Origin of the sequence: Roseibium sp., assembly GCF_048260565.1 — a bacterium.
Classification (GTDB): domain Bacteria; phylum Pseudomonadota; class Alphaproteobacteria; order Rhizobiales; family Stappiaceae; genus Roseibium.
The window spans coordinates 145,689-165,600 of sequence record NZ_JBLXGP010000006.1 but is presented as its reverse complement, the minus strand read 5'-3'; the positions used below and the strand labels follow the sequence as shown (position 1 = coordinate 165,600).

General features: G+C 63.4%; 17 protein-coding genes. 9 read left to right on the top strand and 8 right to left on the bottom strand.

Annotated elements, in window-relative coordinates:
* The first annotated feature begins 18 nt into the window (after positions 1-18).
* Genes ACN0SO_RS15020 through ACN0SO_RS15005 form a run of 4 tightly spaced genes read left to right on the top strand, consistent with a single transcriptional unit; the run spans position 19 to position 4,454 of the window.
* Positions 19-966, top strand: coding sequence for an ABC transporter permease (locus ACN0SO_RS15020; RefSeq protein ID WP_417679100.1), 948 nt, complete (start codon positions 19-21; stop codon positions 964-966).
* Positions 963-1,841 (top strand): ABC transporter permease, encoded by an 879-nt coding sequence (locus ACN0SO_RS15015; RefSeq protein ID WP_417679097.1) that lies wholly within the window; start codon positions 963-965, stop codon positions 1,839-1,841. The genes ACN0SO_RS15020 and ACN0SO_RS15015 overlap by 4 nt, the downstream gene beginning before the upstream one ends.
* 45 nt (positions 1,842-1,886) lie before the next feature.
* Positions 1,887-3,674 (top strand): gamma-glutamyltransferase family protein, encoded by a 1,788-nt coding sequence (locus tag ACN0SO_RS15010; protein ID WP_417679095.1) that lies wholly within the window; start codon positions 1,887-1,889, stop codon positions 3,672-3,674.
* 18 nt (positions 3,675-3,692) lie between these two features.
* Complete coding sequence (locus tag ACN0SO_RS15005) at positions 3,693-4,454, top strand: DUF1028 domain-containing protein (RefSeq protein ID WP_417679093.1); 762 nt, start codon at positions 3,693-3,695, stop codon at positions 4,452-4,454.
* A gap of 18 nt (positions 4,455-4,472) precedes the next feature.
* Here ACN0SO_RS15005 and ACN0SO_RS15000 read toward each other — a convergent pair whose 3' ends face one another.
* The 3 genes from ACN0SO_RS15000 to ACN0SO_RS14990 form a co-directional block, all read right to left on the bottom strand.
* On the bottom strand, positions 4,473-5,207 hold the full coding sequence (locus ACN0SO_RS15000; RefSeq protein ID WP_417679091.1) for a hypothetical protein: 735 nt from the start codon (positions 5,205-5,207) through the stop codon (positions 4,473-4,475).
* A 72-nt stretch (positions 5,208-5,279) separates the two neighbouring features.
* Positions 5,280-7,298 carry a CHASE2 domain-containing protein gene (locus ACN0SO_RS14995; RefSeq protein WP_417679089.1) on the bottom strand — a complete coding sequence of 673 codons (2,019 nt, stop codon included), beginning with the start codon at positions 7,296-7,298 and terminating at the stop codon, positions 5,280-5,282.
* The gene (locus ACN0SO_RS14990) at positions 7,285-9,474 is read right to left on the bottom strand and encodes a caspase family protein (RefSeq protein WP_417679087.1); all 2,190 of its coding nucleotides are present in this window, start codon (positions 9,472-9,474) and stop codon (positions 7,285-7,287) included. Before ACN0SO_RS14990 ends, ACN0SO_RS14995 begins: the two co-directional genes overlap by 14 nt.
* 258 nt (positions 9,475-9,732) lie before the next feature.
* On the opposite strand from ACN0SO_RS14990, the gene ACN0SO_RS14985 reads away from it, so the two are divergent.
* Both ACN0SO_RS14985 and ACN0SO_RS14980 read left to right on the top strand, forming a co-directional pair.
* Positions 9,733-10,185 (top strand): methyltransferase family protein, encoded by a 453-nt coding sequence (locus ACN0SO_RS14985; RefSeq protein WP_417679085.1) that lies wholly within the window; start codon positions 9,733-9,735, stop codon positions 10,183-10,185.
* A gap of 11 nt (positions 10,186-10,196) precedes the next feature.
* Positions 10,197-10,403 carry a hypothetical protein gene (locus ACN0SO_RS14980; protein WP_417679083.1) on the top strand — a complete coding sequence of 69 codons (207 nt, stop codon included), beginning with the start codon at positions 10,197-10,199 and terminating at the stop codon, positions 10,401-10,403.
* Between the two features lie 31 nt (positions 10,404-10,434).
* Here the strand turns inward: ACN0SO_RS14980 and ACN0SO_RS14975 are convergent, their stop codons facing one another.
* The 3 genes from ACN0SO_RS14975 to ACN0SO_RS14965 form a co-directional block, all read right to left on the bottom strand.
* On the bottom strand, positions 10,435-12,138 hold the full coding sequence (locus tag ACN0SO_RS14975) for a thiamine pyrophosphate-requiring protein (RefSeq protein ID WP_417679081.1): 1,704 nt from the start codon (positions 12,136-12,138) through the stop codon (positions 10,435-10,437).
* Between the two features lie 169 nt (positions 12,139-12,307).
* Positions 12,308-13,219: a lipid kinase YegS gene (gene yegS, locus ACN0SO_RS14970; protein WP_417679079.1), complete on the bottom strand. Its 912-nt coding sequence runs from the start codon at positions 13,217-13,219 to the stop codon at positions 12,308-12,310.
* Positions 13,220-13,237: 18 nt separating this feature from the next.
* Positions 13,238-14,161, bottom strand: a complete 924-nt coding sequence (locus ACN0SO_RS14965; RefSeq protein WP_417679077.1) for a LysR substrate-binding domain-containing protein — start codon at positions 14,159-14,161, stop codon at positions 13,238-13,240.
* A 179-nt stretch (positions 14,162-14,340) separates the two neighbouring features.
* On the opposite strand from ACN0SO_RS14965, the gene ACN0SO_RS14960 reads away from it, so the two are divergent.
* Positions 14,341-15,558 carry an acyl-CoA dehydrogenase gene (locus ACN0SO_RS14960; RefSeq protein WP_417679075.1) on the top strand — a complete coding sequence of 406 codons (1,218 nt, stop codon included), beginning with the start codon at positions 14,341-14,343 and terminating at the stop codon, positions 15,556-15,558.
* A 62-nt stretch (positions 15,559-15,620) separates the two neighbouring features.
* Positions 15,621-16,802, top strand: a complete 1,182-nt coding sequence (locus ACN0SO_RS14955) for an NAD(P)/FAD-dependent oxidoreductase (RefSeq protein WP_417679073.1) — start codon at positions 15,621-15,623, stop codon at positions 16,800-16,802.
* A gap of 25 nt (positions 16,803-16,827) precedes the next feature.
* Here the strand turns inward: ACN0SO_RS14955 and ACN0SO_RS14950 are convergent, their stop codons facing one another.
* Positions 16,828-17,667, bottom strand: coding sequence for an N-formylglutamate amidohydrolase (locus ACN0SO_RS14950; protein ID WP_417679071.1), 840 nt, complete (start codon positions 17,665-17,667; stop codon positions 16,828-16,830).
* 169 nt (positions 17,668-17,836) lie between these two features.
* Positions 17,837-18,829 (bottom strand): NAD(P)H-binding protein, encoded by a 993-nt coding sequence (locus tag ACN0SO_RS14945; protein WP_417679069.1) that lies wholly within the window; start codon positions 18,827-18,829, stop codon positions 17,837-17,839.
* Positions 18,830-18,940: 111 nt separating this feature from the next.
* On the opposite strand from ACN0SO_RS14945, the gene ACN0SO_RS14940 reads away from it, so the two are divergent.
* On the top strand, positions 18,941-19,840 hold the full coding sequence (locus ACN0SO_RS14940; RefSeq protein ID WP_417679067.1) for a LysR family transcriptional regulator: 900 nt from the start codon (positions 18,941-18,943) through the stop codon (positions 19,838-19,840).
* Positions 19,841-19,912: the final 72 nt, after the last annotated feature.

Genomic DNA, 19,912 nt, shown 5'->3' with positions numbered 1-19,912 from the left:
TCCATCGGATGTGAGCCCATGCTTTCCTACATCGCCCGCCGGCTGGCGATTGCGATCCCGACCCTGATCCTCGTGTCGATCTTCGTGTTCGTGCTGCAGAAGCTGCTGCCCGGAGACCCGGCGCTGGTGCTTGCCGGTGAGGAACGGGATCCGCAGATGCTGGAGTTCATCCGCCAGAAATATCATCTGACCGAGCCGATCCTTTACCAGTATTTCTATTGGGTCGAGGCCATGCTCCATGGCGATCTCGGCGTTTCGCTGCGCACCAACCAGCCGGTGCTCGACCTGATCGCGGACAAGCTTCCGGTCACGATCCAGCTTGCGATCATGGCGATGATCATCGCCTTCCTGATCGGCATTCCGGCCGGCATCCTGTCCGCGGCGAAGAAAGGCACGCCGGTCGACTACATCGCCAATATCGTCGCGCTGTCCGGTCTTTCCATTCCCAATTTCTGGCTCGGCATCATGCTGATCATGCTCGTCTCGGTGAACCTGGGGTGGCTGCCGGCCTCCGGCTACGAATCGCCCTTCGTCGATCCCGTCCGGTCCTTCCAGACCATGATCATGCCGGCCTTCGTTCTCGGCACCGCGCAGGCCGCCACCTTGATGCGCCACACCCGCTCCGCCATGCTCGGCGTCCTGAAAGCGGATTACGTGCGCACCGCCCGTGCCAAGGGCCTGGGCGAGCGGGTCGTCATCATCAAGCATGCCTTCCGCAATGCCCTGCTGCCCATCGTGACCCTGAGCGCGCTCCTGTTCGGCGAGCTCCTGGCCGGCGCCGTCCTGACCGAGCAGATCTTCACCATTCCCGGCTTCGGCAAGCTGATCGTCGATGCGGTCTTTACCCGTGACTACGCGGTCGTCCAGGGCATCGTCCTGTGCACCGCGGCCGGGTTCATCCTGATGAACCTGATCGCCGATATCCTGTATTTCCTGCTCAACCCGCGCATGAGGAGTGCCCTGTGAGCGTCACGACCGATCATGCCGTCCCGGGCGAGGAAACCATCCGCCGCGAAAGCCGCGCCTGGAAGAAGCTCAAGGCCAACAAGAGTGCGCTTGTCGGCTTCGTCATCGTTGCCTTCTTCATCGTCATCGCCGTGGCCGCTCCCCTGCTGCCGATCGCAGATCCGTCCGCGACGAGCTGGAGCGCGATCCGCAAGGCGCCGTCCGCCGCCCACTGGCTCGGCACCGACGAAATCGGCCGGGATATCCTGTCCCGCATGATCTGGGGGGCGCAGGCCTCCCTTATGGCGGGGGTGGTTTCGGTCTTCATCGCCGTGCTGATCGGCGTGCCCTTCGGGCTGCTCTCCGGCTATTTCGGCGGCTGGATCGACCAGGGGATTTCAAGGGTGACGGATGCGCTGCTGGCAACGCCGTTCCTGATCCTCGCCATCGCGCTTGCCGCCTTCCTGGGTCCGAGCCTGACCAATGCCATGCTCGCCATCGGCCTGTCCGCCATGCCGATTTTCGTGCGCCTGACCCGCGGACAGGTGCTTTCGGTCAAGACGGAAGACTATGTGGAGGGCGCGCGCGCCATCGGCCTGACGGATCTTGCGATCATGACCCGCTACGTGCTGCCGAACGTGTTCGCGCCGGTGCTGGTGCAGGCGACCCTGACGGTGGCGACCGCCATCATTGCCGAAGCCAGTCTTTCGTTCCTCGGACTTGGACAACAGCCGCCCGATCCGAGCTGGGGGTCCATGCTGAACGTTGCCAAGAATTTCATGACACAGGCGCCGTGGATGGCCTGGTGGCCGGGTGCGGCCATCTTCCTTGTCGTCCTCGGCTTCAATCTACTGGGAGACGGCCTTCGCGACGCGCTCGACCCGCGCGAAGGCTGATAATGCAAACAGGTTTCGACAGAGACCGATAATCAAGAGAACACCATGACCGCTTTCACCACCCGTCCCGAAATCAAAGGCACCTTCGGCGTCGTGACATCCACCCACTGGATCGCCACCGCCGTCGGAATGAGCATCCTGGAAAAGGGCGGCAACGCCTTCGATGCGGCGGTCGCAACCGGCTTCGTACTGCAGGTGGTCGAGCCGCAACTGAACGGCTTCGGCGGCGACCTGCCGGCGATCTTCCACGACGCGCGGACAAGCGAAACCAAAGTGCTCTGCGCGCAAGGGACGGCGCCGGCTGGGGCCACCATCGATCATTACAAGAGCGAAGGCATCGACTTCATTCCGGGCAACGGCTTGCTTGCCACGGTCATCCCGGGCGCCTTCGACGGCTGGATGCAGCTTCTGCGCGACCACGGCACCATGGCGCTCCGCGACGTACTGGAACCGGCGATCTATTACGCCGAACACGGCCAGCCGATCCTGCCGATCACCTGCAAGGCGATCGACGGACTGAAGGAGTTCTTCGAGACCGAATGGCCGACGTCCCATCAGACCTGGCTGCCCGGCGGGCAGGTTCCGGAAGCCAATTCCCTGTTCCAGCAGCCGGTGCTGGCGGCGACCTGGAAACGCCTCTTGAGCGAAGCGGAAAGCAAGACCGGCCGCGAAGCCCAGATCGAGGCTGCGCGCGACTGCTTCTATCGCGGCTTCATTGCCGAGGAGATCGAAGCCTATCTGAAGACCGCCGAGGTAATGGACGGTTCCGGCAGCGCCCACAAGGGCGTGCTGACCGCCGACGATCTCGCCGGCTGGTCCGCCTCTTACGAAGATCCGCTTACCGACGACTATCACGACTGGACCGTCGCCAAGACCGGCCCGTGGGGCCAGGGTCCGGTGCTGCTGCAGGCACTTGCGATCCTGCGCGGGTTCGATATCGCGAGCCTCGATCCGGCCGGAGCCGATTTCGTCCACCTCGTCGCCGAGGCGATGAAACTCGCCTATGCGGACCGGGAGGCCTATTACGGCGACCCGGACTTCATGGACATTCCGATGGCGGCCCTGCTTTCGGAAGATTACAATGCGCAACGCCGGGCACTCATTTCCGATCGGGCGTCCTTCGACCTGCGTCCGGGCGTCCTGCCGGGTTTCGAGGCCCAGGTGGAAAAGACGCTTGCCGTGATCGACAGCGCAGGGATTACCAAGACCGGCGTTTATGAGCCGACCATGGGGCACCTGTCGGAACGGCGCGGCGACACGGTCCACATCGACATCATCGACCGCTGGGGCAACCTGTTCTCCGCCACGCCGTCCGGCGGCTGGCTGCAGTCCTCGCCAGTCATTCCGAACCTCGGCTTCTGCCTGAATTCGCGCGCGCAGATGTTCTGGCTGGAAGACGGATTGCCGTCGTCGCTGGCGCCGGGCAAGCGGCCGCGCACGACGCTGACGCCGAGCCTCGCGTTTCACAACGGCCGGCCGACACTGGCCTTCGGCACGCCGGGCGGCGACCAGCAGGACCAGTGGCAGCTGCAGCTGTTCCTGCGCTATGTCCACCACGGGCTGGACCTGCAGCACTGCATCGACCTGCCGCTGTTCCACACCACCCATTTTCCCGCGTCGTTCCATCCGCGCCAGCGCCAGCCGGGCCATATTATGGTTGAGGAAAGCATCGGTGCGGACGTGCTGGCCTCCTTACGCGCCAGGGGCCACGCGATCACCGAGGCGCCAGCCTGGTCCGTCGGCCGCCTGACCGCGGCCAAGCGGGAGGAAAACGGCCTGTTGCGCGCCGCCGCCACGCCACGCCTGATGCAGGCCTATGCGGTCGGCCGATAAACGTCCGGGAGACATGAGATGACCTATTCCATCGTTGCCCGGGACGTCAGAACGGGAGAGTTCGGTATTGCGGTTGCCAGCCGTTTCTTCGCGGTGGGCGCCATCGTTCCCTATATGGCGGGCGGCATCGGGGCCATTGCGACCCAGGCCTTCATCAGTCCGCTCTACGGCACGGACGGGCTGCAAATGTTGAGGGACGGCAAACCCGCGGACGAAGTCCTGGAAGCCGTCGTCGGACGCGACGAGGGCAGCCATTCACGCCAGCTTCACCTGATCGATGCGCAGGGGCGATCCGCCGCCTTCACCGGCGAAAAATGCATCGACTGGGCAGGGCATCTCGTGGAAGAGAATGTGTCTGTCGCCGGAAACATGCTTGCCGGGCCGGGCGTGATCGCGGAAACCCTGGAGAGCTACCTGAAACATGCCGACCTGCCGCTGGTCGAACGGCTTCTGACGGCAATGGAAGCGGGCGAGAAGGCCGGCGGCGACAAGCGCGGCAAGCAATCGGCCGCTCTCAGGATCGTCCGGAGCGAGGCCTTCCCGTGGCTGGATATCCGCACCGACGATCACGCCGATCCGCTGTCGGAACTCCGCCGGCTGCATGACGTCGCCCGGGAGCGGTTTCTTCATGTTGCGGAGACATTGCCGACCACGGACAATGTCTCCGGCATGCTCGACCGGTCCGTGATCGACCGCAGGATCAGCGAACTGGAAGCGGAAAGGCTTGCCAGCGGCCGACCGTCGGCCTCCTTCGCATCGCCTCCGGCAACAGCCCCGTAAAGCGGACTGAGGCCGCGCTTACCTGATCTCGGTCCGGGCATGCACATGGGCGATCAGCGCCTGGGCCTGACGCGCGCATTTGTTGTCGACGAGCCAGACAAGAAGCTGGCCCGGTGCGGCATTTTCCAGCTCTTTCGGCAGAACCTTGACCGACAGTTCGCGCAGATTGCCATCGAGGGAGACGACCATACGGCCGTCTTCCGGGGCAAAGGTCTCAGGCAGGGCGAGCGCGTTATCCCCTTTCGGCCAGTCCAGGTCGGTGACACGGACGCCCGGTCCCCGGACCGAGACGGTCAGAGGCAGCGTCGGGTTCTTGCGCCACAGAACCAGCCCGGAGGCTCGGGTGCAGCGCGGACCCGAACTGTCGACGCTGACGTCCCAGATGCTGGAGGGCGCTGCAAACAGATCGACCTTTGCGCTCCTCGACGCGCCGACGACTTCCGTTCGGGCATCCGGATCGCCGAGAAACGTCTTGACCGCGTCCCATTGAGCCACCGCGGTCCCTCCCTTGGGTGCCTCGTCCTGAGCGTCGACCGGCCCGGAATAAGGACCGTCGATGACCCGCATGGCGCCTGTCTTCGACAGGGTCGTTATACGTGCGCCCTGCTGCAGCGAGATCTGATCCGCCGGATCGAGCTTCTGTCCAGCCTGCAAGCCGACGTCACCGCTCGTTGCCACAACGATGATCTCCGCCATGGCGGGGCTGACGAGAAATCCAAGAACGAGTGCCGTTATCAAACTCAGTTTACGCATCGGAACGTCTCCTGGTGCTGTCGATACCGGCCTGGGGAACACCTCTGCCGATAACAATTTGGGATGTTGCCGTTATTTTTCCGAAAAGACCACTTTTGCGCCGATGGCGCCCTCCTGCAGGCGCTTCAGATGCAATCGTGTCGGCCCGTCTTCGGGATTGAGTTTCGCTGCCTGTTCGAATTCGGCGATGGCCTGTGTGCTGCCGTCCGCCATGTGCCGGTATGCCTCAAGATAACATGTCATCCAACCCGCCGAGGCGTCCTCGGCCGGCATCGGCTCGTAGCAGGTCAGCGGGGCCGCACGCCCCTTCAGGACGATGTCGCCGACCGGCCGGAATGCGACGGTGTCGCAGTCTTCCACCACGTTCCGGCTGATACAAATCCGGGTTCCGAGATATCGGTTCGCCCCTTCAAGCCGCGCTGCCGTGTTCACCGTGTCGCCAATGCCTGTGTAATCGAAAAAGCGCCGTCCGCCGAAATTTCCGATCACCGCCTCGCCCCGGTGGACGCCGATGCGGGTGGCCCCGAGCGGGATGCCCCGGCGAACCGCGTCCGCGCGATAGGCTTCACAGGCGGCGTCCAGCGCCATCGCGAGTTTTACCGCGCGCGCCGACTGGTCGGGCATGTCTTCCGGTGCGCCGAAAAAACCGACGACGGCGTCGCCGATGATCTTGTCGATCGTCGCCCCGTGCTCTGTCATCAGGTCGCACATCCGGTCGAGATACCCGTTCAGAAGCTCCGCGACCTGATCCGGCGGCAAGGATTCCGACAGAGTCGTGAAGCCTTCCAGATCGGTGAAGAGATAGGTCACGGTCCGTTTCTGGCCGCCGAGCGCCAGGCTGATGTCGCCGCTGGACAGGCGCTTGACGACGGCGGGGCTGACATACCGGGAAAAGGCCGTCTTCAGGAAGGCCCGCTCCGACCGGTCCGCCCGCCAGCGCACGACCGCGAGGAGAAAGGCGCAGACGAGGGCCGCGGCCGGAGGTCCGAGGACCGGTGGCATGAGGATATCGTTGCTGACCAGAAACCAGACACCGAACGCATAGACGGCAATGGCCCCGGCGAGAAAGAGCGCGAACCGGCCGGGCCGCCGCGTGCGGCCGAATATCAGCGCGACGGCAAGGGCGGCGGCTGCCATCAGGAGCAGCGTTTGCGTCAGGGACAGGGTCCCGATCATGCGGCCGGACAGAACCTGCGCCAGGATATGGGCGTGGATCACGATCCCGGGCAGGGTCCCTGCGGCCGAGCCGGCAATGGAAACAAGAGGCGTCGGGTGCCGATCGATATTCGGCAGGTCGGTGCCTATGAGGACGTATTTGTCCGCAAACCAGTCCGGAGGCAGGAACGCGACGGTTTGCGCCGGATATTTTGGAAAGGCCGGCGCGCCATCCTGTTCCGGCGGATGATAAAGGATCCGTCCGCTGACGGGATTTGACCCGTTGCCGGCTGCGGCCAGGGCGCTCGTGAACGTCAGGACCGGTTCGCCGTTCCGGTCACCGGGCTGCGGCAGATGGCGCAGGATACCGTCGGTGTCGTCACGCTGGAGAATAACGGAGCCGTGCTTGCGGTTCGCGACAACCTCCTGGAGATAGGTGTACTGCCGGTCCGTCAACAACGCTGCCCCCTTTGCCACCGCGAGGATCACGGGGCTGGAGGCCCGGTCGATCGCGTCGAACAGCCGGCGGTCCTTATCGGGGTCGCTCGGGCTGTCGAGCAGGATGTCGAGCCCGATGGCCTTCGGACCGGCCGCGTCGAGCGTGCCGATCAGATCAGCCAGAAACCCACGATCGATGGGCGAGCGGTAGGGAAACTGGGCGAGCGTGTCTTCGGTGAGGGTGACGATCACGATGTCGTCCCGCTTGGTCGCACTGACGTCGGCAAAGCGGAACAGCAGCAGATCGCCGATCACCGGATCGAGCCGTGTCGCAAGCGGCAAGGCAATCGCCACGGCCAGAACGCTGGCGATGAGCGCTATCGCCAGCCGCCGCCACGGGCCGGCCGCGCGCGGCGCAAAGGGAGGGGCCTGTGTCGCGCGCGCCGGGCGGTCTTCCCGCTCGCCGATGCGCGTGACTGCGAGATCATCTGGGCGCATCGAACCGTTTCACCTCGGACCGGGTGCCGTCCGCGTAGGAGAGCTGAACCGAAATGTATCCGGTGGGTTTGGGGATAGCCGTATAGACAAGCGATCCTGGCCCATCGTTCGGGATCGCATGGGGATTGTCCGGATCGCATTCACCGATCTCGAACTCCGTGTTCGGCGTATCGGTATCGACACCGTAGAGCACGGTGTCGATGGCGCAGCGATAGCTGATCAGCTGCGTGAAATAGACCAGCCGTTTGCCGTTCCAGTCACGGTAGCTGACCCAGGCGTTGGACAGGCGTTCCAGAATGTCCTTCTGGCCGGCGACAAGGGCGGCACCAGGGCGGAAATTCACCGTGAAAGGCCCCTGGGTTTCACCCCGGATATCGGTGTATTTCACGTCGATGTCCGTATCCCCCGCCGTTCCGGGCAGCTCGAACGACGGATAGGGGATCGGCTGGCCGGTGGTCGGGTCGACCGCGCCATTGACGAAACCGGTGGATCGGAAATCCCCGCCGGGCAGGCGGACAAAGATTTCCCGCGTGCGGTCGGCAATCGACAGGTTGAGCATCCAGCCCTGATTGGAGCGCATGGGGATGACCTTGACCGGATTGGCGAGCGCCGTCGTGTTCAGGAGAGACAGGGCCGCCAGCCGCGTTTTGGCATCCTCGACGCGTTCGGCCGCCATCTGCTGGTCGATGAAATAGCGCAGGTAATGACCGTCCTCGACGCCCGTCATGAAGCGTTTCAGGAGGTCGAGTTCCTTCGTCTTGTCCGCAAGCGACTGCTGGCCGAGCCGGACCTGGGAGTAGTCCAGGCTGAGTTCGTAAAGGGCCGGTGCGAAATCGGGATAGGCGTCGATGAAGGCGCTCAGGCGGCGCACCCGCTCGTCGCGGTCTTCCAGCATGATTTCCGCAAACAGGGTGGTCGGGTCGCGCCGGCCCTGTGAAAGAGCCCGGTAGACCTCGCGCGCGCCGGCCCGGCCTTCCTGAACCTTGAGAACCGCCTGGAAGCGCAGATGCGGATCGACCTGGGGCTCGCCGAAGGCGAAATACTTCAGGTAATCCTGTCGGGCTTTCGGATAGTCGCCCTTGAGTTCGCGCAGGCGCGCATTGGCGTAAAATTCGTGCGGACGCGTGGGGTTCTCTACCAGCAGGGACCGGCTCTGAAGCTTTGCGAACAACTTCTCGATATCGCCGGAGCCACCGCTTCCGACCTGCTCCAGCCGCTTGCGGGCGAGTTCGGCGAAGGCCCCTTGCGGGAACCGGTCCAGATAGGCCTGGATCTCGGCCGTGTCGGTGCTGTCCTTCACGTCGTTCCAGAACTGCAGCTCAAGCTGAATGGCGCCGTTGGCGCCCGATCCGCTTGCGACCGTATTGCCGCCGGGCTGGCCGGCTCCTGGAACCAGCACGATATCGGTGGTCAGGGACGAATGGTCCCAGGGAACCTGATCGCCGCCGGTCGCCTCGACCACCTGCTGACGAACGCGCTTGAAGACGGCTTCGATGGTGGCACCGGGTACGAGAATTTCCCGGGCGATGGCAGCGCTGTAGGGACTGTTGATGCCTTGTCCGTCGGCAGCCGTGCTGCCCGGCGCCGTGGCGAAGGAAATGAAACTCCCGCGCGGCGTGCTGGACAGGAGGGTGAAGCCGCCTGCGGTACCGCCCGCCGACCGCTTGAGCGCGGTGTTGCGGCAGGCATCGAGGATGACGATGTTCGCGCCGTCATGGGCGTCTTCGACGGCAGAAAGAACCCAGTCCACCGACAGGGCCTCGAATTCCGCGTCGACCTCGTCACGCAGGTCGGCCTTCAGGGGCGCAAGGTAATTGTGCCCGCCCGCCTCGAAGCCGTGACCGGAGTAGTAGACGGCGGCGATCGATCCGGTTCCCGCCTGTTTGAGCTTGTCGGTAAAGTCGCGGACGGACCGCTTCATGGTGCGCAGGTCCGCATTCAGGACGAGATCGACGTTAAAGCCCGCGGTTTTCAGGCTGTCGGCGATCAGCGCCGCATCATTGGCCGGGTTCTTGAGCGGCGTGAGAGTCTTGCTTCCGTAATCGGCGTTGCCGATGACCAGGGCGAGGCGTTCGCCGGCGAACGCCTTGTCCGACAGGCCGCATACCAGTACCAGGCCTGCGAGGAGATATGCCGCAACGAAAGAATGTGTCCGCCGGGCTGGCCTTCTGTTCATGGTCGCATCCCCCAATTAATCGTTCCTGATTTGACCGTGTCCGCATCCTGGCGTCAATTGCTTCAAAATCCGTTGCAGAAGCATGAAAGGTCTTCGGTCATCTTCGACGAAGATCTAGCAGCACCAGGAAAAAAGCGATGTGATTTCCGTCACGTAGTGGCGATTGCGCCGTACGCACTTCCGCCGGGGCTTTCCGGTGCTGCCATCCGTAAATATATAAATGCCCTAAAGGTCCGGAATCCTTGAGGTCACGGTTTGATGCGCCCGATTATACCGCCGCCGATTGTCGGCCTTGCTGCCGCCGGAGCGCTCTGGTGCGCGGCCGCGTATCTGCCTGCCCTGACGATCGCCTTTCCCGGCCGGATGGTTCTGGCGGCGGTCTGCGCGGGGGCCGGCGTGCTGATCGAGGGCATAGGCGTTCTCGCCTTCCTGCGGAAAAGAACCACGATCAATCCCCTGAGGCCGGAACGGGCCGGAAGCCTGGTCGTCTCCGGGCTCTACCGGATTTCACGCAACCCGATGTATCTCGGCATGGCCACCCTCCTGACCGGCTGGTCGCTCTATCTCGGGACGCTGGCGGCCCTTTTGATCGTTCCCGCTTTCGTCTGGCTTCTGACCGAGATTCAGATCAAGCCGGAGGAAGCTGCGCTTGAGTCCGTCTTCGGCGCGGACTATCAATCCTACAAGGCGCGGGTGCGCCGCTGGATTTGAACGGTTCCGCCATGTTTCCCATCGCAAAGATCATACCCACCCTCTTGAGCGCAGGCCTCCTGGCCGGTTGCGTCTCCGTTTCCGCGGGCGGCGCGGTGGTCGGGTCAAGGACCACGGTGTCCGGCAATTCGGTGGAAACCGCGACGACGGTCAAAAGCGCATCGGTCGGGGTGGCGTTGCCTCCCCGACCCGAACAGAACGCGCCCACTCCGCAATGACCCGGGTCGCTTGCCATCTGCCTGTCGCGGGTTAACCCGTGATCTTTATTTCCACGAGTGCCTGGGTCCGGTTTGCATCGATGTGCCGGATGGCTTGCGCCAGCACGCCGGGCAGGTCCTTGCCGTCGGCGACGCTTGCCGTCCAGGCGCGGCTTGCTTCCGCCACCTTGGTGAAATCCGGGCTGGGGGCAAGGCCGACCAGCGGCATGTCATTGGATTTCGCCGCGTAGCCGTCCGGATAGATGCCGGTCACCGAGTGGCGCACCGCGCCCCATTCGGCATTGTTCAAGACCAGAATCAGGATCGGCAGGCCGAGGGATTCCGCGATCTGGTGGCAGGTCACCGGATTTGAGAACATATAGGAGCCGTCGCCCATGGTGGCGACCACCAGCCGGTTCCGGTCCGCAAGCTGAAATCCGAGACCACAGGGGAACGACCAGCCGAGACCGCCGGAATGCGGTTCCTGGAACCAGGTGTTGTGGTCCTTCAGGTCGATCTGGGCGAGCGGGCAGCCGAGTTCGGAGAGAACCGTGGCCGGCCTGTTCGCGATCGCGTCCGAAAGGCATCTGGAAACGTACGCCTTGGTCATCGGCGCGCCGCTGCCGGCGTCGGCCGCGGCCAGGGCCTTGTCGCGCGTCGCCTTGGTGCGGTTCACGACCTTGTCCCGGCGGGCAGCGCATTTGTCGGCCTGAGCCGCCTGATGGGCCTTCATGGCCTCGGCAAGCGCAAGCACCGCATCGGCCGTGTCCGCCATGATCGACACGTCGGAGCGGAAGTTGCGGACCGGAAACCGCGAATAAAGCGGGTTCTGGCCGATCTGGACGATCTTGCAGTCCGCGCGCGGCTTGTGGACATCCGGTGCCCAGGGCGCCAGGCAGTCGAGCACGACGATGGCGTCGGCCTCGCTGATATAAGGCTCCAGATCCGCACCCGCGTTCATGGAATGGAACGTCGGTAATGCGAGCTGAACCGCCCAGTACTGTGAAACCGGAATGGCCCAGGTGTCGACCATCTCGGCAAAGGCGGCGAAGGCCTCAGCCGATCCGGTGCCGCGCTGCGCGACGATGAGCGGCTTTTCCGCCTCCGCCAGGATGCGGGCGGCCTCGGCGATGGCCTCCGCATGAACGCCGATCTTATGCGCGCTCATGGTCGGCGCCGGCTCCAGTTCGGAGACCGGACAGGGCTCGCACAGCACCTCGCGCGGCAGGCTCATGTAGACCGGCCCCTTGGGCAGGGAGGTGGCGACCGCATAGGCGCGGTCGGCCATTTCGGCGACCTGTTCGGGGAAGCGCAGTTCATAGTCCCACTTGGTGGCCTCACGGACGAGCGCGGTCTGGTCGCGCATTTCCTGGCCCCAGCCGATCGGCACGGTGCGGGCGCCGAGGCGGTCACGCTCGACCACCGGGGTCCGGCCGGAAAACAGCAGCACGGGCACGTGATCGGTCGCCGCGTTGATCGCGCCGATGGCGCAGTTGGCCAGCCCGACGTTGGTATGCGCCATGACCGCCTGGGCCTTGCCGGTTGCGAAGTAATAACCGTGGGCCATGCCCATGGCGGCATTTTCGTGGGGCATGATCAGGGCTTCAGGCAGATCGATCTGTTTGGCGCGTGCTTCCGCCAGACCCTCGATGATCGGCGGAAAGTCGGTTCCCGAGTTGGCGAAAATGTAATCCACGCCCAAGGTCTTCAGACGGGCGAGCAGCGCGCCGCCCGCGGTCATGGTCTCTTTTGTCATCGTTTCGCATCCGCCCCTAATCATGACCTCGAAGGCCATTTGAATTCTATCGCGCCGATTAAACCCATGGGCTTCAGACGCGCAACCATTCCGGAGTTTTAGCGTGTTGATAGTTTGATTTCAAACCAATTACTGGAACCCCACCAAATTAGCCGCTTCTTGGCCCAGATCAGGGGCGTCTCATGTCAATACGGCCTTGCAGCGCTTTCACTTCGATATCCGCAGCATGCAGCGGCTCGCCGTCGAGATTGATCTGCAAGGGCTGATCCGCGTGGATGGTCAGTTCCGCCAGCTGTTTCTTCACGACGGCGCCGCGCAGGCCTTCAAGCCCCCCCTGAAGAAGACGGCCCAGTATGTCCGGCACATCCGCAGCCTGAGGTGCGGGAATGATGGAGAGATCCAGCTTGCCGTCATTGAGATCCGCATCCGGGCAAAGCTGAAACCCGCCTCCGGCCTGACGTCCGTTGCCGATGGCAAGAGCGAGAAAGGGACCTTCCCAGGAAAAGCCGTCGCCTTCGATCCGTCCTTCACAGGCATCGAGTTCCGCAAACCGGTTCAGACCGGTGAAGAGATAGGCAGCCCCGCCAAGGGTATTCTTCAGACGTGGATCCGTCTCCGTGGTCACGCCGGCTCCGAAACCGCCGGTCGCCATATTGATGAATGCCCGTCCGTTGACCAGGCCGATATCGGTCGGCTTCGCCTCCGCCTCGGCCGCGATCTTCAGACAGGCGGCCAGATCCCGCGGGTTCATCCCCATGCCGGCCGCAAAATCGTTTGCGGTTCCCAGCGGCAGAACGGCCAGGGAGAACGGCGGCTTTTCATCCTTTGGCAGTTCCGCATGGAGCGTGGCGACGAGCGCGTTCACGGTGCCGTCGCCGCCGCCTGCGACCAGACAATCGATTCCGTCTTCGGCCGCACGCGCAAGCGCCTCACGGGTCAGGCGTTCCGTGTCGCCGTCTTCCCAGGTCACGCGGACCGACACCTCATGGCCGGCATCGCGCACTTTACCGACCGCGGCGCGCACATCTTCGCGCTGCGCGGCCTTACCGTTGAGAATAAGACGCAAATGGCTTTGGCTCATATCGGTTTCCTTCACATCTTATCCCGGCAGCATCTCTTCCCGGTCCGCCCTTGCGGCCCGGGCTTCTTCCATCAGCCAACTCCGGAAGGCCCGGACCACCGGACGCAGGGTCCGGTTTTCCGGATAAACGAAATGATAGGCGGTTTCCTGCGGCATGGGCATATCGAACAGACGAACCAGCCGGCCGGAGGAAAGTTCCTCCTCGATGAAGAATTTCGGAATGAGCGCAGCACCGGCATGGTGGACGGCGGCTTCCGAGATCATGACGAATTGTTCGAAACGCGCGCCCTGGAAGGCCGCGTCGGTTTCCACCCCGGCAATGTCGAACCACCGCCGCCAGGCAAGCGGCCGCGTCGCCAGCTGCAAGCGCGGAACATCTACCAGATCCACCGGCTTGCGAATGCCGTGGCGGTCGCGGAACGCGCGCGATGCGACCGGCACCACCTCTTCGGGAAACAGCGGCTCGGCAATGGCCCCGGCCCAGACCGGGTCGCCATGATGGATGGCGCCATCGAACGGCTCGTTATCGAAGTCGAAGGGCTGCAGGCGCACGCTCAGGTTCAGGCCGGCACTCGGATAGCGGCGCTGGAATCCCGCCAGGCGCGGGGCGAGCCATCGGGTACCGAATGTGGGCAGGACCGCGAGATTGAGCACATCCTCGCTGCCAGCGTAAGACATGACCTGGCGGGTCGCCGTCGTCATCTGCTCCAGAGCGCCCCGGATATCATGGAGGTAAAGCCGGCCGGCGTCGGTCAGAACGATCCTCTGCCGGACCCGGCGGAACAGTTCGACTCCGAGCCGGTCCTCCAGATGGCGCACCTGTTTCGACACCGCCCCCTGGGTCAGATGCAGTTCCTCGGCAGCGCGGGTAAAACTCAGGTGGCGCGCGGCGCATTCGAAAGCAATCAGGGCATCGGCCGGCGGCAGAAAGGCGCGTTTCATGTCGTTCGCATCTTCAAAGGAGGGAGTTCATTCCAGTTCGGCATGAACAATGGAGGAGAAATCGCTTTTCCGCAATTGCCGCACGGGGCAGATTGTGCCGAATTTGACGAGACGCCGCGCGATCGTGGCAGGTATACTGACAATCACAAGCCCGGCAGGCGGGCACGAGGAGAAACCCCATGAATGCTCCGGTAAAAGGAAAGGCCTCCCCGGCGGGCGGCGGCGTGTTTGACTGGCAAGACCCGTTCATGATGCGCGATCAGCTGAATGAAGACGAAGTGCTGATCATGGAAACCGCCCATGCCTTCGCCCAGGAAAAGCTGCAGCCGCGCGTGATCGACGCCTACCGGGAAGAAAAGACCGACCGGGAAATCTTCAACGAGATGGGCGAACTCGGCCTCCTCGGCATCACCCTGCCGGAAGACTACGGCTGCGCGGCCGCGTCCTATGTCTCCTACGGCCTTGTCGCCCGTGAAGTCGAGCGCGTCGATTCCGGCTACCGCTCCATGATGAGCGTGCAGTCCTCGCTGGTCATGCACCCGATCTACGCCTATGGCAGCGAGGAACAGCGGAAAAAATACCTGCCGAAGCTCGCGACCGGCGAATGGGTGGGCTGTTTCGGCCTGACCGAGCCGGACGCCGGTTCCGATCCGGCAGGCATGCGCACCCGCGCCGAAAAGATCGACGGCGGCTACAAGCTGACCGGCTCGAAAATGTGGATTTCCAACTCCCCGATCGCCGACGTGTTCGTGGTCTGGGCCAAGTCGGAAGCCCATGACGGCGCCATCCGCGGCTTCGTTCTGGAAAAAGGCATGAAGGGCCTCTCGGCTCCGAAGATCGGCGGCAAGCTCTCCCTGCGCGCCTCGATCACCGGCGAAATCGTCATGGACAATGTGGAAGTCTCCGAGGACGCCCTGCTACCGAACGTCTCCGGACTGAAGGGGCCGTTCGGCTGCCTCAACCGCGCCCGCTACGGCATCGCCTGGGGCTCCATGGGAGCGGCGGAAGACTGCTGGATGCGCGCGCGCCAGTATGGTCTCGAGCGCGTCCAGTTCGGCCGTCCGCTTGCCCAGACCCAGCTTTTCCAGAAGAAGCTTGCCGACATGCAGACGGAAATCACGCTCGGCCTTCAGGCAGCATTGCGCGTCGGCCGCCTGTTCGACGACGGCAAGGTCGCCCCGGAAATGATTTCGCTCATCAAGCGCAACAACTGCGGCAAGGCGCTGGACATCGCCCGGCAGGCCCGGGACATGCACGGCGGCAACGGCATTCAGGAGGAATACCATGTCATGCGCCATGCCCAGAACCTGGAGACGGTCAACACCTACGAGGGCACGCATGACGTCCATGCGCTGATCCTCGGCCGGGCACAGACCGGCCTGCAGGCCTTTTTCTAAGAAAAACACAGTCTCAATAGTGCCGGGGGCCTCCGCCTCCGGCCCTTTCCTGGCGGTGCCGGATGGCTCAATCGACTGCAGACGTCGCAATCATCGGCGGAGCCGTGATGGGCTCCTCCATCGCCTGCCAGCTTGCCGGCCGCGATGACTTTTCCGGCCGGATCGTCGTGATCGAGGCCGATCCGTCCTACCAGGTCTGCGCCTCGGCACGCTCCGCCGCCTCGATCCGGCAACAGTTTTCCAGCGCAATCAATATCGAGATCTCCCTGTTCGGCATTCAGTTCCTGCGGGAGATCGGCGACCGGCTCGCGGTCAACGGCGACCGGCCGGTCATCGATCTCAACGAGGGCGGCTACCTCTTCCTGGCCACGCCGGACAAGCAGGACATTCTCACCGAAAACCATGCCCTGCAGACGCGCCTCGGCGCCGATATCGCCTTTTTCGACACGGACGGCCTCAAGGCGAAATTCCCCTGGCTTAACGTCGACGACCTTGCCGCCGGCTGCCACGGGTTGTCCGGCGAAGGCTGGTTCGACGGCTACGGTCTGATGCAAGCCTTCCGCAAGAAGGCCCGCTCACTCGGCGTCGACTATATTGCCGCGAGGGCGGACGATCTGGTGCGGGAGGGCTCCCGCTGGCGGATCGACCTTTCAAATGGCGACAGCCTTTCGGTGCCGGCGGTCGTCAATGCGGCGGGCGCGTCGGGCGGGGCGGAGATCTGCCGCAAGGCCGGGCTCGACATTCCGATCCACAGCCGGAAACGCTGCGTCTTCACCTTCGAATGCCGCGATGTCCTTCCCCGGTTCCCGCTGCTGATCGATCCGAACGGCACCTATGTCCGGCCGGAAGGCACCGGCTACATCTGCGGCTCCGCGCCCGATGCCGCCGACGACCCGGACTGCAACGACTTCGAGGTCGATTACGCACTGTTCGAGGAACATATCTGGCCGACGCTGGCCGCCCGCGTCCCGGCCTTCGAGGCGATCAGACCGGGAACTGCCTGGGCCGGTTCCTACGACATGAACCTGTTCGACCACAACGCCTTCGTCGGCGCCGTACCGGATCTGGACGGATTTTATCTCGCGCTCGGATTTTCCGGCCACGGCCTGCAGCAGTCGCCCGCGGTGGGCCGCGGGATGGCCGAACTGATCGCCTGCGGCCGCTATGAGACGCTTGATCTCACACCGCTTTCCATCGAGCGGTTCGGGCAGAACAGGCCCCTGATCGAGCGCAACGTCGTCTGAGGCCGGCGTTTCGCGGTCAGGGCGGTCAAGAGACCGCAGCATCCTTGTCGAAAAGCTGATCCGCCGGATCCGGCTCAAATCCCTCTGCCCATTCGCTTACCCTGCCCAACGCCTGGGCAAGAAGCGTCTTCAGGCGGGCGGACCCGGTCCGATCCGGCTCGAAAGGCGGCGATTCATGGCGGAGATATGCCCTTTGCGCGATGACCAGCGTCATCGCATGGACCCCGATATCGGGCAGACCGTAGGTCCGGGTGATATAGCCGCCCCGGAAGACGTCATCGACGGCCACGGTTATTCCGTCCACGCCCTGGAACGTGGCGGCGAACGTCCGGGCCAGATCGGGATGGCAGGCCGTATGTTCCGCCGTGCCCAGATTGAGCACCGCGAGTTCCTGGTCGATAAAGCCCTTGATCTTCGAGCGAACCGAGCGGCAATCGATCAGGACCACCGTATCGTGGATTTTTTTCAGCCGCTCCACTTCGCGGCGAAGGGCGTCGTGAAACGGGTAGTAGAACAGGAGCGCGCGTTGCTCCGTTTCGGTGGGGCCCGGTTCCTCGTCGAGCTGGTAGATCCGTTTGTTGTCGAGGGTGGTCACCGGACACAGCGCGTTCAACGGATCGGTCTCGGGATCCTGCTGCAACTCGGGAGGCTGGTCCACGTCGATCACGTAACGCGAGGCGGTGGAGCGCAGCAAAGTAGCGCCCAGGCCCGAAGCCACGTCGAAAATCGTTTCCAGCCGCCAGGAAATATCCGTCTGCAGCCGACCCGTAGCGTTCATCCGGTTTTCAATAGCCGGAGGAATCTGCGTCCCGCTGTGCGGCAGGCAGAGGATCAAAGGACTTTCGCCTTTATCGACCAGAATCATGCTTTTACGCCAATACGGGAGACTCAAACAGAACAGCAGTTTGAGTCTCTTACCCAACGGAAACAAGACAATTGACAACCTGCCCACGAAAAGTTTGTGCGCTGCAAGCTTGAAGCTTCTGAACGGAGGCAGGTGTCCAGCCGGAATCGGAGAGATCAGGCTTCAGTGGTTATGACAAATCGGACGCCAATGCTCCATTGTCGGCAATTTTAAGCTGTTGATTATTTTCCGATGTGCGCTGTCCGGTCAGGTTTTCAGCGACAACGGTCATGACCTCGTCGACCGACGTCATCCGCAAGTCCGGGAGGACCAGGGCCAGTTTGCTGCCGTCGATTCGGTGCGGCACCTTCCACAGATAGGCCATTTCGGCAACTTCGCGCATGAGCGGGCTGAAAAGCCCGGCGGCCCGAACCAGCGGCCACGGCATGCGCGTGACCTTCAGGATCCGGCCCACGGCCTGTTCCGCAGCCGCGATCAGTTCGCGGCCGGTCAGGGCATACCCTGGAAAGCCGAATTCCTCGAAATCGGCAAACTCGTGACGCTTGTCGGCCAGCCCCGCCATGGCAGCGGCCATATCGGGCAGATAGGCCCAGGCATGGACCCGGTCGAGCGGGCCGGGATACATGATCTTTCCCTTTGGCAAATCGGCAAGAATGTAATCTTCCAGCCAATTGCCGGTCTTTCGCCCGTCGATGAAATCGCCGGCCCGAAGAAGAATGGTGCGGATGCCGCACCCGGCGTAGCTCTGTTCCATCTCTTCGCGCAAATGTCCCTTGCGGGCCGTCGGCCTGTGAGGCGTTTCCTCGCTCAGGACGGACGGCATGCCGGTGCCGTAATTATAGACGTTTCCAGGCAACATCACCGTCGCGCCCGACCGCCAGGCCGCCGCGATCACGTTCCTGGTAAACACCGGAAGATCTCGCCGCCACAAGGGATAGGGCGGATTGAGCGCGTTGACGATCACGTCACAGCCCTCTGCGGCATTGATCACGCTGTCCCGGTCATGTGCGTCGCCGGTCATCCACTCCTGTGCATCCGCCGGGCGCGGATCGGGGGTCGACCGGGAAAATCCGCGGACCGTCCATCCCGAAGCCCTGAAGGCCGTGATTGCCGCCCGGCCGAACCGGCCGGTCGCTCCGAGAACCACAACTTTCTTCTGCATGAGCCTGTCCTTCCTTGCTGCATAGGTCATGAGCCGGAACATGGGATATTCATACCAGGAACAAAATCGGCTAATAATGAAGCATTGGTATTCAAATATGAATAGATCTCGATGAAACCACCTCTCGACTGGAGCTTGTTGCAATCCTTTGCCGCGGTCGCCTCGAGCGGCTCTCTGTCCGCCGCAGCACGCAAACTCGGCAGCAGTCAGCCGACGCTCAGCCGGCATGTCGCGGCCCTGGAAATGCAGACCGAAACCAGGCTGTTCGAACGGACGCCGGGCGGACTGGACCTCACGGAGGCCGGCGCCGAACTTTATGATTATGCCCTCAGGATGGCCGACGCTGCGGAAGACCTGCGGCTGGCGCGCGAAGGCCGCGCCCAATCGCTCGCCGGAACGGTCCGGCTGACCGCCAGCGCGGTCATGGCAACTTACGTCCTGCCCGACATCCTCACCGACCTGCGGCGGGACGAGCCGGAGATCGACATCGAGCTGGTCGCCTCGGACCGTACGGAGAACCTGCTGCAGCGGGAAGCGGATATCGCCGTTCGCATGTACCGGCCGACCCAGATCGACGTGATTACCCGCAAGATAACCGACCTCAGCTCCGGCGCCTTCGCGACCCCCGGATACCTTAACGCTCGCGGCACTCCCGAAACGATCAAGGACCTGCGCTTCCATGACGTTGTCGGTTATGATCGCAGCGATCTCATCATCAAGGGGTTCGAGGCGGCCGGGCTGAAGGTCGGCCGCGGATTTTTCCCGTTCCGCTCGGACAACCAGGCGGTCTGCTGGCAAATGGTGGTGGCCGGTTACGGCATCGGCTTCGTGCTGAAGGTCGTTGGCGCGACCGAACCGGCCGTGGTTCCGATCCTGGAGAACGCGGCCATCCCGAAACTGCCGGTCTGGCTGACCGCCCATCGGGAGCTGAAGGTCAGCCGACGCGTGCGTAGGGTTTACGATTTTCTGGCCGACCGACTGGAACGATTGGAAACGGGCTCATCAGAGTAAGCCCGCAGGCGGCATGCCTTTTTCCAATTCGGCATCTTTCCGATTGGCGGATAATGCGCGGCCATTTATACA